The organism is Pseudomonas wadenswilerensis (assembly GCF_024749185.1).
Taxonomy (GTDB): domain Bacteria; phylum Pseudomonadota; class Gammaproteobacteria; order Pseudomonadales; family Pseudomonadaceae; genus Aquipseudomonas; species Aquipseudomonas wadenswilerensis.
Genome location: NZ_CP087191.1, coordinates 2,411,220 through 2,422,750 on the forward strand (window position 1 = coordinate 2,411,220; position 11,531 = coordinate 2,422,750).

Annotated in this window: 11 protein-coding genes; 9 read left to right on the forward strand and 2 right to left on the reverse strand. The window is 65.9% G+C overall.

Translation table 11 applies throughout. The features are described from left to right. Window positions 1-117: 117 nt before the first annotated feature. Window positions 118-2,007, forward strand: a complete 1,890-nt coding sequence (locus tag LOY45_RS11250; RefSeq protein WP_115087219.1) for a propionyl-CoA synthetase — start codon at window positions 118-120, stop codon at window positions 2,005-2,007. A 118-nt stretch (window positions 2,008-2,125) separates the two neighbouring features. Here LOY45_RS11250 and zapE read toward each other — a convergent pair whose 3' ends face one another. Beyond that, the gene (zapE, locus tag LOY45_RS11255; RefSeq protein ID WP_134063161.1) at window positions 2,126-3,226 is read right to left on the reverse strand and encodes a cell division protein ZapE; all 1,101 of its coding nucleotides are present in this window, start codon (window positions 3,224-3,226) and stop codon (window positions 2,126-2,128) included. Window positions 3,227-3,507: 281 nt separating this feature from the next. Between zapE and LOY45_RS11260 the strand changes: the two genes are divergently transcribed. The 7 genes from LOY45_RS11260 (at window position 3,508) to LOY45_RS11290 (ending at window position 9,805) form a co-directional block, all read left to right on the forward strand. Continuing rightward, window positions 3,508-3,996, forward strand: a complete 489-nt coding sequence (locus LOY45_RS11260) for a Csu type fimbrial protein (RefSeq protein ID WP_115087655.1) — start codon at window positions 3,508-3,510, stop codon at window positions 3,994-3,996. A gap of 32 nt (window positions 3,997-4,028) precedes the next feature. Beyond that, the gene (locus LOY45_RS11265) at window positions 4,029-4,556 is read left to right on the forward strand and encodes a Csu type fimbrial protein (protein WP_115087217.1); all 528 of its coding nucleotides are present in this window, start codon (window positions 4,029-4,031) and stop codon (window positions 4,554-4,556) included. 17 nt (window positions 4,557-4,573) lie between these two features. Further along, a complete protein-coding gene (locus LOY45_RS11270) occupies window positions 4,574-5,107 on the forward strand; it encodes a Csu type fimbrial protein (protein WP_115087216.1) in 534 nt (177 codons plus the stop codon). 3 nt (window positions 5,108-5,110) lie between these two features. Beyond that, window positions 5,111-5,614 (forward strand): Csu type fimbrial protein, encoded by a 504-nt coding sequence (locus LOY45_RS11275; RefSeq protein WP_115087215.1) that lies wholly within the window; start codon window positions 5,111-5,113, stop codon window positions 5,612-5,614. Between the two features lie 41 nt (window positions 5,615-5,655). Beyond that, window positions 5,656-6,447: a fimbrial biogenesis chaperone gene (locus tag LOY45_RS11280; RefSeq protein WP_258579146.1), complete on the forward strand. Its 792-nt coding sequence runs from the start codon at window positions 5,656-5,658 to the stop codon at window positions 6,445-6,447. A gap of 68 nt (window positions 6,448-6,515) precedes the next feature. Beyond that, window positions 6,516-8,843 (forward strand): fimbria/pilus outer membrane usher protein, encoded by a 2,328-nt coding sequence (locus LOY45_RS11285; protein WP_258579300.1) that lies wholly within the window; start codon window positions 6,516-6,518, stop codon window positions 8,841-8,843. Next, window positions 8,840-9,805 (forward strand): Csu type fimbrial protein, encoded by a 966-nt coding sequence (locus tag LOY45_RS11290; protein WP_115087212.1) that lies wholly within the window; start codon window positions 8,840-8,842, stop codon window positions 9,803-9,805. The genes LOY45_RS11285 and LOY45_RS11290 overlap by 4 nt, the downstream gene beginning before the upstream one ends. Here the strand turns inward: LOY45_RS11290 and LOY45_RS11295 are convergent. Further along, window positions 9,769-10,977 (reverse strand): MFS transporter, encoded by a 1,209-nt coding sequence (locus LOY45_RS11295; protein ID WP_134063155.1) that lies wholly within the window; start codon window positions 10,975-10,977, stop codon window positions 9,769-9,771. The genes LOY45_RS11290 and LOY45_RS11295 overlap by 37 nt on opposite strands. Window positions 10,978-11,069: 92 nt before the next feature. Between LOY45_RS11295 and LOY45_RS11300 the strand changes: the two genes are divergently transcribed. After that, entirely contained in the window at window positions 11,070-11,519 is a 450-nt protein-coding gene (locus tag LOY45_RS11300; protein WP_115087210.1) for a winged helix-turn-helix transcriptional regulator, read from the forward strand. Window positions 11,520-11,531: the final 12 nt, after the last annotated feature.

An 11,531-nucleotide genomic window follows, 5' to 3' on the forward strand; every position in this document is an offset into this window, starting at 1 on the left:
AACGGCGCCCATCATACCGGCAAGATGCGACTTAAGTCCCATGGCAGACTGGCCGCCGCGGTCCATACTCGAAGCTCGCCCTTTATTAATAACAACAAGTTCAGGGTTTTACATTCGATGACATACCAGCACAGCTACGCCCGCTCCATCGCCGATCCTGCCGCCTTCTGGGCCGAACAGGCTGACCACCTGGCCTGGTACCGCAAGCCCCTGCAAACCCTTGCTGAAAACGCCGACGGCACCCACCAGTGGTTTGCCGACGGCCGGCTCAACAGCTGCTACCTGGCCCTTGATCATCAGATCGAGCAAGGCCGTGGCGAGCAGACTGCGCTGATCTACGACTCGCCGGTGACCGGCAGCCAGCAGCAGTTCAGCTACAACCAGCTGTGCGACGAGGTGGCGCGCCTGGCCGGCTTGCTGCGCGAGCTTGGGGTCAAGAAGGGCGACGGGGTGATCATCTACATGCCCATGGTGCCGCAGGCGGCCATGGCCATGCTCGCCTGTGCGCGCATCGGTGCGGTGCATTCGGTGGTGTTTGGTGGCTTTGCCGCCAACGAACTGGCCCTGCGCATCGACGATGCCCGGCCCACGCTGCTGCTGACCGCCTCGTGCGGGCTGGAGTTCGACCGGGTCATCGAGTACAAACCGCTGGTGGATCGTGCCTTGCAACTGGCCAAGCACCAGCCGCGCCAGGTGCTGGTGCTGCAACGTCCGCAAGCCCGGGCGGCGCTGGTCGAAGGCCGCGACCTGGACTGGCTCGAAGCCGTGGCCACGGCCAGCCCGGTGGCGCCGGTGGAGCTGGCCGCCGCAGACCCGCTGTACATCATGTACACCTCCGGCACCACCGGCAAACCCAAGGGGATTGTCCGGGAAAACGGCGGCAACGCCGTGGCCCTGAGCTTTGCCATGCGCCACATCTATGGCATGCAGGCGGGGGATGTGTGGTGGGGGATCTCCGACGTTGGCTGGGTGGTTGGCCATTCGTTGATCGTCTACGGGCCGCTGATGAACGGCTGCACCACGGTGTTCTACGAAGGCAAGCCGATCCGCACGCCCGACGCCGGTGCCTACTGGCGGGTGGTCGAGCAGTACCGGGTCAACGGCCTGTTCTGCGCGCCCACCGCCATGCGTGCGATCCGCAAGGAAGACCCTGACGGCGAACTGCTGCGCCGCTACGACCTGAGCTCCCTGCGCCAACTGTTTCTGGCCGGCGAAAAACTCGATTCCAGCACCCATCAATGGCTGGAGACAACCAGCGGCAAGACCGTGCACGACCACTGGTGGCAGACCGAAACCGGCTGGCCGGTGACTGCGCCCTGCGTGGGCCTTGACGGCAGTGCGGCGCGGCCGGGTTCGAGCAATCGTGCGGTGCCGGGTTATCACGTGCGGGTGCTGGACGATGATGGGCACTTGCTGGGCGCCAACCAGCAAGGTTCGATCGTGATTGCCTTGCCGCTGCCGCCGGGGTGCAGCCAGACCTTGTGGGGCGACCACCAGCGTTACCTGGATGCCTACCTGAAGACTTACCCGGGCTATTACCACACCGGTGACGGCGGTTATCTGGATGAGGACGGTTTCGTCTACATCATGGGGCGCACCGATGACGTCATCAACGTCTCCGGCCATCGTCTGTCCACTGGTGAAATGGAAGACCTGGTCGCCCGTCACCCGGCGGTGGCCGAATGCGCGGTGATCGGCGTGCACGATGAGATCAAGGGCCAGGTGCCGCTGGCACTGGTGGTGCTCAAGGACGGCCAGGATATTGCGCAGGCGCAGTTGCAGAGCGAGCTGGTGGCCAGCGTGCGCGAGCAGATTGGTGCTTTGGCGTGTTTCAACCAGGTGCGGGTGGTCAAGCGCCTGCCCAAGACCCGTTCGGGCAAGATCCTGCGCGCGGTGCTGCGCAAGATTGCCGACCAGCAGCCGTATACACCGCCTTCGACCCTGGATGATCCGGCGGTGTTGGTGGAGATTGAAGCGGTGTTGGCGAGCCTGGCGCGGGTTGGGTAGTGGTTTCATCGCTGGCAAGCCAGCTCCCACAGGTCTTGCACCAACCTTGAGAACACTGCCAATCCTGTGGGAGCCGGCATTGCCGGCGATCGAGCGCGCAGCGCTCGTAGTTCAGGTCTCAGCAGCCAGCCTGGCGCAACTGCCCCAGGCGGCTGCGGGTGCGGGCCAGGTCGCTGGCGCTGCCGCCCAGGCTTGCGGCCAGCGGCAGGCTGCCGATCAGCACCAGGTGCTTGTCCTGGTCATACAGCACATCGACCAGGTTGATGAAGCGCTGCTGGGCGGCAATCGAGCAGTCTTCAAGGTTCGGCAAGCAGTCGATGATCCAGTGATCAAAACGCCGGGCCAGTTCCAGGTAGTCGATCACCGCCGTCGGCTGCTCGCACAGTTCGACAAAATCAAAGCCCACCGTGCGTTGCTCGCTCAGGCGTGCGCGCAGCGTGCGCTTGCCAACCTCCAATAAAACCGGCGCGTCACCCGGCTCAGGCAACTGCAAGGCCTGGCGCTGTTCGCGGCTGCCCGGCCACAGGTAGTGCCCCTGGGTAAAGCGCTGCTGGCCAGCCGCACTGGGCAGGCTGCGAAAGTCTTGCTCGCCGCCGACTTCCAGCACCTGCATCTGGCTGTTGATCAAACGGATAACCGGCTCGAACCGCTGGTGATACAGCGGGTTGGGCAGCAAGCCTTGCGGCGCGTAGTTGGAGGTTACCAGGAGAAAAATCCGCCGCTTGAACAAGGCCTGGAACAGCCGGGTGATGAGCATGGCATCGCCAATGTCATGCACGTGGAACTCATCGAAACACAGCACCTGGCAGTCTTCGAGCAGTTCATCCAGGGTGCAGGCGAGGGCGTCTTGCGCGTGGCGATGCTCGAACATGCCCTGGTGCAGGCGGGCGAAAAAGTCATGAAAGTGCAGGCGGCGTTTGTCGGCCTGGGGCAAGGCCTGGAAGAAACCATCGAGCAGCCAGCTCTTGCCGCGCCCGACCGCGCCATACAGGTACAGGCTACAGGCCTGGCCACTTTCAAGCTGCGCCGCCTGGGTAGCCATATGCTCGATCACCCGCAGTTGCCCCGCGCTCAGGGTGTAACCGCGGGCAGCGGCCTTGGCGCGAAAGTGCTGACGGACGGTCGCCGCCAGGCCGCTTTCATCAGCCACCGGCCGACTCAAACAATGGCGCAGGGCACGCAGGGGCGTACGTATCCAGGAAGGGGGCAAGACAGGCAAACCGGGTTCCTCGGGCTATCGGGACTCAAGGGCCAGCTTGAGCGAGGGCGGCTAATTTAACCAATATGATTGAGGGCGGCCAGTGATCTCGAAAGGGGATAACTGGCGATTTTTATCGCGGGGCAAGCCCGCTCCTACAGGGGAATCTTGTACGGGGCTTATACATTTCTCTGTGAACTGGCAGGTTCTTCCTTCGCTGCTACCCTCAAGGTCAGACCACTCCTGCGTTGAAGGATGACAAGGTGAAGGGACGCTCTTTGACGACGCTGCTCGGTCTGTTCATGGCCACCACGGCAGGCGCCGCCGATTTCATGGTTGAAGTCAAAGTGGAAGTGCAGCGCGGCTGCGTACTTATCCACCAGCCCCGCGATGCCGGCGCCCAGGCCCTGGGCGTGCTCGACTTCGGCCGCACCGCACGGCTGGACGACCCGGCCGGCCCGCTGAGCAGCCAACTGATCGCTTTGCGCCCGCCGCGCCTGGAATGCAACCCCGACACCGCTTATCAGGTGCAGGTCGATGGCGGCCAGCACGGTGGCATCGGCGAGGTGCGTTACCTGGCCAGCGGCCAGCCTGCGACAAAACCCATTCCCTACCGTTTGTATCAGGACCCGGCCTGGCGTCAGCCCTTGCCGGTCAATGTCGTGCAGCATGCCCGGGTGCCAGATAGCGGCTCGGTGGCGCTGCCGTTGTACGCGCGCATCGACCGTCTGGCCGAAGTACCGGCGGTGGGGCGATATTCGGATCTGCTCAAAGTCACCGTCACCTGGTAACCGGGGCGGCGCCTGCTAAAGGAACTGGCGGTATGAAACGGGTATTGCTGTTGAGTGTTGGCCCACTGCTGTTGCTCAGCCCCGATGCCTTCGCGGTCATGAGCGGGCATATCCAGGCGCAGCTGGTGATCAGCAGTGCCTGCCAGATCAGCGGCGGGCCCGGCACCCTCGAAACCCCGGACGGCGGCGTGCTGGACTTTGGCCGCCAGGGCCCGAGCTGGACCAACCCGCTGCGCTCAGGCATTGAAGAAGCCACCGGTGACGGCAGCCTGCAGGTGCGCTGCAACCCGGCGGTGCGTGCCTTTACCGTGAGCATCAACGGCGGTGCCAACGGTGACGGCGCCACCCGACGCTTGAGCAACGGCCGCGAACTGATCCCCTATGAGCTGTCCGCCGATTCCTCGGGCCGGGCCCTTTATGCCATCGGCCAGACCCGCAATTTTTCGGTCAGCAGCGCCGCGCAGATTCCGATTCCGATCTACGGCGCGGTGGTCGCCCATCCCAAGGCGCTGCCCGCTGGCATCTACCGCGACACCCTGATGGTGACCCTGGATTGGTAGCACGCAAGGAGTGACACATGCACCCAAACCTCTCACGCTTCATTTTCGCAGGCCTGGGCCTGGCGCTCGCGGCTCAGGCCCAGGCGGCCACGGTAACCGGCAATATCACTGCCACCCTGACGCTGATCGCCAGTTGCCAGGTCAACGGTGGCGGCGGGGCCAGCGGCCTGAATTTCGGTACGCTGAATTTCGGCACCCAGGAGGCGCTGTTCACTGATGCCCCCGGGCAGGTGCTGGGCGGTGGCGGCGGGGCCATGAGCATCCTCTGCTCCAGCGGCACGGTGCCGGAGATCAAGGTGCGCGCCGGCGCTCACGACAGCCAGTCGTCTGGCGGCACCCGGGCACTTTACGATGGCGTGGCCAACTACGTGCCCTACGACTTCTACACCGATTCAGGGCACACCCAGGTGCTGGCCATCGACGGCACGATCACCTTGCCGACCAGCACCGGCGTGGCGCAGACGGTCAACCTCTACGGCCTGGCCAAGGGCAAGGCGGGCCTGCCGGCCGGGGTGTATACCGACACCGTAGCGGTCGAGCTGAGTTTCTGAGCCGTGACCCGCGCCTTGCCTGCGCTGCTGGCCCTGGTCGCTGGCAGTGCGCCGTTGCCGGTGGCGGCGGTCACCACCAGCACCTTCCAGGTCAGCGCCACGGTGGTGGCCGGCTGCCTGGTGGTGGGCGGGGTGAGCAACTACGGCAACCTGGACTTCGGCAGCTATTCGGCGCTGTCGACCAGCAGTGTGACCACCGCCCTGGGCGGCACCACGGTAACCCTGCAATGCACGCCGGGAGTGAGCCTGAGCATGAGCGTGGATGCAGGACTGAACAGCGCCAGCGGCACGCGCAACCTCAAACGCAGCAGCGGCACTTCGCTGGTGGCCTATCAATTGTTTCGCGACGCCGGCTTCAGCCAGAGCCTGGGCATCAACCAGAGCGTGGCAGTGAGCTACAGCGACCCGACGGCGATCAAGCTGCCGGTCTACGCCCGGGCCCAGCTGACCGGCAGCCTGCCGGCCGGCAGCTATACCGATGTGGTGCAGGTGGTGCTGACCTTTTGAGCCGCGCCGCCAGATGATTTCGACAATAAAGGAGTGTGTGCATGGAAGTAGGCGCTGGCAGTTCGCGCTGGAGCTACAACCTCTTGGCTGGCGCGGTGGTCCTGCTCTGCAGTGCACCGTTGCAGGCCGCCACCTCGGTACTGATCTGGCCGATTGACCCGGTGCTGGAGGCCAATCAGAAAGCCGGTGCGCTATGGCTGGAAAACCGCGGCGACGCCCCGGCCAACCTGCAGGTTCGGGTGTTCGCCTGGCGCCAGGGCGAATTCGACGACCAGTACCAGGCCCAGCGCGAGATCATCGGCAGCCCGCCGGTGGCCAACATCGCCCCGGGGCAAAAGCAGCTGATTCGCCTGACCCGCACCGGCAGCTCGCCGGTCGGCCAGGAGCAGGCCTACCGCATCATCATCGATGAAATCCCCCCGGCCTTGCCGGCAGCGGCCAGTGCCGAAAAGCCACAGGCGGCGATCCGTTTCCAGATGCGCTACTCGGTGCCGTTGTTCGTCTACGGCGAAGGCCTCTGGGGCAAGCCGGATGCCAGCGGCCAGCGCGGCGACAGCGCGGTGGGCAAGCCGGCGCTGAGCTGGCGCCAGGTGTCGGTGCAGGGCAAGCCGTATGTGGAAATCCGCAATACCGGGCCGGTGCACGCGCGCCTGACCGACATGGTGCTGCAGCAGGGCGGCCAGAGCCGGCCACTGGTGGAGGGCCTGCTCGGCTACGTATTGCCCGGCGCGGTCATGCGCTGGCCAGCGCCGCAGCCCTTGAGCGCCGCCTCGGTGCTCAAGGGCCGGGTCAATGGCCAGGAGCCGGCGCAAACCCTCAGTCAGGGCCAATGACCTGCAGCTAGCGGCAAGACAACAGGGGCCAGGGAGGACCCGGTAATGGTCGGATACTGTGTGTGAGCATTTCTTCGGCGCTGCAGGCCTGCGGCCTGACCGTGCTGGGCTGTGGTGCGCTGCTGGCTGGCGAACTGCCGCCGCCCCCGGCCAGCCTCGAGGCGGTTGCCGATGCGCCGTTGTTCCTGGAACTGGTGGTCAACCAGATGAGCAGCCCTGAGCTGGTAGCGGTGCAGCAGCGCGCCGGGCGCCTGTACATGGCCAGCGCCGACCTGCAGGCCGCCGGTATCGAACTGCCCGGCGAATACGGCGCCGAAGTGGCCCTGGACAGCATTCCCGGCCTGCACAGCGACTATGACAGCCAGGGCCAGCGCCTGGTCGTGCAGGTGCCGGCCAACTGGCTGCCGAACCAGCGCATCGGCAGCCGCCAGCTGTACCCGGCCAGCGAAGCCCGCAGCAGCTTCGGGGCACTGCTCAACTATGACCTGTACCTCAACGACACCGACGACGGCGGCCGTTATCTCGCGGCCTGGAACGAGCTGCGCCTGTTCGACAGCTGGGGCACGCTGTCGACCACCGGCCAGTGGCGCCAGTCCCTCGGCGGCAACGATTACGCCGGCAGCCAGGAAGGCTTTCGCCGCTACGACAGCACCTGGCGCTACACCGACGAAGCGCGCCTGCTGACCCTGGAGGTCGGCGACGTGCTCAGCGGCGCCTTGCCCTGGACCAGTTCGGTGCGCCTCGGCGGCCTGCAACTGTCGCGCGACTTTGCCGTGCGCCCGGACCTGGTCACCTACCCATTGCCGGCCTTTGCCGGGGAAGCGGCGGTGCCGTCCTCGGTGGACCTGTTCATCAACGGTTACAAGAGTTCCAGCGCCGAGCTGCAGCCGGGCCCCTACACCCTGACCAACGTGCCGTTCATCAATGGCGCCGGCGAGGCAGTGGTGGTGACCACCGATGCCCTGGGCCGCCAGGTGTCGACCACCTTGCCGTTCTATGTCACCAACAGCCTGTTGCAGAAGGGCCTGGCGGATTTCTCGGTCGCTGCCGGTAGCCTGCGCCGGGATTACGCGATTCGCGACTTTGCCTATGGCCCGGGGGTTGCCGCGGCCAGCCTGCGCTACGGCCTGAGCGACAGCTTCACCCTCGAAAGCCATGCTGAAGCGGCCGAGTCCCTGGCCCTCGGCGGGTTGGGCGGCAACTGGCAGGTGGGCAACTGGGGCGTGGTCAACGCGGCCTTGAGCCAGAGCAGCTTCGACAGCCGCAGCGGCCAGCAACTGAGCTTCGGCTACCAGTACAACAGCCAGCGCCTGGGCTTCAATTACCAGCGCCTGCAACGGCGTGGCGACTACGCCGACCTGTCGCTGGTCGACAGCCCCTACACGCGCCTGAGCCAGCGCAGCGAGCAGGTGACCATGAGCCTCAACCTCGAGCGCTACGGCAGCCTCGGTGCCGGTTATTTCGATGTACGCGCCGGTGACAACTCGCGCACCCGCTTGCTCAACCTCAGCTGGAGCAAGCCGCTGTGGCGCAACAGCAGCCTGTACCTGTCGGCCAACCGCGAAATCGGTGACAGCCAGTGGGCGGTGCAGGCACAACTGGTGATCCCGTTCGACCTGCGCGGCACCCTGAGCTTCAGCGTCGAGCGCAACAAGGAAGGCGAGAACCAGCAACGGGTCAACTACAGCCGAGCGGTGCCCAGCGAAGGCGGGGTCGGCTTCAACCTCGGTTACGCCGATGGCGACCGCGAAGCCTATCGCCAGGCCGATGTCACCTGGCGCCTGCAATCGGTGCAACTGCAGGCCGGCGCCTACGGCAGCAGCGACAGCATGACCCGCTGGGCCGATGCCAGCGGCTCGCTGGTGTGGATGGACGCCGGGGTGTTCGCCGCCAACCGCATCGACGATGCCTTCGTGGTGGTCAGCACCGAAGGCTTTGCCGAGGTACCGGTGCGTTACGAAAACCAGCTGGTCGGCCGCACCGACCAGAACGGCCACCTGCTGGTGCCCTGGAGCAGCGCCTATTACCGGGCCAAATACGAGATCGACCCCATGGAGCTGCCGGCCAACGTGCAGAGCCCGCAGGTCGAGCAACGGGTGGCGGTGCGTCGCGGCAGCGGCTACCTGCTGGAGTTCCCGCTGCAGCGGGTGGTGGCCGCGAGCATCGTCCTGGTCGATGGCAACAATAAGGAACTGGCGCTGGGCAGCCAGGTGCGCCACGAGCAGAGCGGGGCGCTGGCGGTGGTCGGCTGGGACGGGCTGGTGTACCTCGAGGGCCTGGCTGCGGACAACAGCCTGCAGGTGCAGATCGCCAATGGCGGCAGTTGCCGGGTGCACTTCAAGCTGGCGCCCGAACAGGACCAGGTGCCGCTGATCGGCCCGCTGGTGTGCCAATGAAGCGCCTGCTGACGCTGTTGGCATTGCTCGCCAGCCCGCAGGTGCAGGCCCTGTGCACGGTGATCGATACCGCGCCGGCCAGCTTCGGCAGCGTCAGTTCGACCCTGGTGCGCACCACGGTGCAGTCGGCGTCGACCCTCAACGCCGGACTGCAATGCACAGGATCCCTGGCGAGCCTGCTGGCCAGCGACGATCACTTCTATGCCACCTTCACCCCGCCTGCGGGCAGTACCGGCATGCTCGGGCCCACCGGCGATGTGATCGCCTACACCCTGTACGCCAACAACACCACCAACTTCGCCATCAACCGTAGCCAGCCCTACGACTTTGCCCGCAACGGCATCATCGATGCCCTCGGCCTGCTCAATGGCACCACGCCCAAGGCGGTGCCGATCTACCTCAAGAGCCTGACCGGCAGCAACGTCGCCGCCGGCCTCTACCAGGAAACCCTGTCGGTGTACTGGAACATCAGCTACTGCTGGGGCATCGGCGTGGGCAGTATCTGCCTGGGCCGGCAGAACCTCACCGGCACCACCAGCCTGACCGTGAGCCTGACGGTCACCAACGACTGCCAGATCACCAGCCCCAACATCAGCTTCGGCAGCGCGCCGGTGGTCGGCGGTTTCAGCACGGTCAACAGCAACGTCAACGTCTCCTGCACCAAGGGCAGCAACTACACCGTGGGCCTGGACGATGGCCAGAATGTGTCCGCCGGGCGGCGGCGAATGAAGTCGGCGGCCAACAACTACCTGGCCTATGACATCTTCAAGAGCGCCGGCAGCGTGCGCTGGGGAAGCGTCACCTCTGCCCGCCGGGCCAGCAGCGACGCCGATATCAATCCCGGCGCGGGCACCGGTACCGGCAGTCAGGTCTTCAACTACAACGCCAAGGTCTACACCGACCAGACCACCCCGCCAGCCGGTACTTACCTGGACAACGTGATACTCGACGTGCAGTTCTGAGCCCGCGCGCCTTCGGTCAGCCACCAGTAACCCAGGGCCAGGGCGTTGAGCAGGGCGCCGTAGGCGCACACCAGCAGCCAGCCGCCCCAGGCGTAGGCCAGGGTCGAGGTCAGCGCGCCGAAGGCACTGCCCACCGAGTAGAACAGCATGTAGGCGGCGGTCAGGCGGCTGTGGGTGGCCTCCGGCAGGCGGTAGATCAGGCTCTGGCTGGCCACGTGCACGGCCTGCAGGCCAAGGTCGAAGACCACGACGCCGAGCAGCAGCGCCCATAATGAATAGCCGGTCAGGGCAATGGCCGCCCAGGACGCCAGCATCAGCAGCAACGAGCCGCCACTGACCCACTGGCCCAAGCCGCGATCCACCAGCGCCCCGGCCCGTGCCGCAGCCAGCGCGCCCGCCGCTCCTGCCAGGCCGAACAGGCCGACTTCGCCGGTCGACAACGACAGCGGCGGGGCGCTCAGGGGCAGCACCAGCGGCGTCCACAGCACCATCGCCGAGGCGAAGCTGAGCAGGGCCAGCACCGAGCGTCGGCGCAGCAGCGGTTCATCGCGCAACAGCAGCGCCAGTGAGCGCATCAGTTCGCGGTAACTGCCCGCAGCCTGCGCCGGTTCCTGGCGCGGCAGCACGCGCCAGAGCAGGGCGGCAATCACCAGCGTCAGGGCCGCCGACAGCCAGTAGATCGAGCGCCAGCCGGCCAGGTCGGCCATGGCCCCGGACAAGGTGCGGGCCAGGAGGATGCCGATCACGATACCGCTGGTGATCACCCCCACCACCTGGCCGCGCTCGCTGGCCGCCGACAGGGTGGCGGCATAGGCCACCAGCACCTGGGTGACCACCGCCAGCAGGCCGGTCAGGCCCATGCCGAGCAACAGCCAGGGGGGACTCGGCGCCCAGGCGATCAGCAGCAAGGCCAGGGCCGACAGCAGCGACTGGCCGACGATCAGCCGCCGGCGGTTGAGACGATCGCCCAGCGGCACCAGCAGCAACAGGCCCAGGCCATAGCCGACCTGGGTCAGGGTCACCACCAGGCCGACCAGGCCCGGGTCGATGGCAAATTCCCGGGCCATGGCGTCGAGCAAGGGTTGTGCGTAGTAGACATTGCCCACCGCCAGGGCGCAGGCCACGGAGAACAGCAAGACGACGGCGGACGGCAATCGATGTAGGGGCTGCATGGGTTCAAATCCTTCTGGTTGCATAATGAAACCAGTTGTACGCTAGAGAAACCGGTTTTATATTGCAACCACTTTTCCTGGCGAGATCTCCCATGGTTCAACGCACCCGCCTGCAAGACGCCGAATGCCCGGTGGCCCGTTCCCTCGATGCCATTGGTGACTGGTGGTCGCTGCTGATCGTGCGCGATGCCTTCGACGGCTTGAAGCGCTTCAGTGAGTTCCAGCGCAACCTCGGCCTGGCCAAGAACATCCTCAGCACTCGCCTGCGCCAGCTGGTCGAGCACCAGATCTTCGAGCTGGTGCCGGTGTCCGAGGGCAGCGCCTATCAGGAATACGTGCTCACCGAAAAAGGCCTGGGCCTGTTCCCCTTGATCGTTGGCTTGCGCCAGTGGGGCGAGGCGTTCTACTTCGCTGAGGGCGAGGCCCACTCGCAACTGGTCGACCGTGAACACGGCAAACCGGTCAAGGCCCTGGAGCTGCGTGCCGCCGATGGCCGCCTGCTTGGTCCGCACGATTGCGTGCGCCTGCCGGCCACGGGCTGAGCCTGGCAGCCA

Coding starts and splice junctions, on each gene's coding strand:
- LOY45_RS11250 (WP_115087219.1), top strand. CDS start 118: ATGACATACCAGCACAGCTACGCCCGCTCCATCGCCGATCCTGCCGCC.
- LOY45_RS11260 (WP_115087655.1), top strand. CDS start 3,508: ATGGCCACCACGGCAGGCGCCGCCGATTTCATGGTTGAAGTCAAAGTG.
- LOY45_RS11265 (WP_115087217.1), top strand. CDS start 4,029: ATGAAACGGGTATTGCTGTTGAGTGTTGGCCCACTGCTGTTGCTCAGC.
- LOY45_RS11270 (WP_115087216.1), top strand. CDS start 4,574: ATGCACCCAAACCTCTCACGCTTCATTTTCGCAGGCCTGGGCCTGGCG.
- LOY45_RS11280 (WP_258579146.1), top strand. CDS start 5,656: ATGGAAGTAGGCGCTGGCAGTTCGCGCTGGAGCTACAACCTCTTGGCT.
- LOY45_RS11290 (WP_115087212.1), top strand. CDS start 8,840: ATGAAGCGCCTGCTGACGCTGTTGGCATTGCTCGCCAGCCCGCAGGTG.
- LOY45_RS11295 (WP_134063155.1), bottom strand. CDS start 10,977: ATGCAGCCCCTACATCGATTGCCGTCCGCCGTCGTCTTGCTGTTCTCC.
- LOY45_RS11300 (WP_115087210.1), top strand. CDS start 11,070: ATGGTTCAACGCACCCGCCTGCAAGACGCCGAATGCCCGGTGGCCCGT.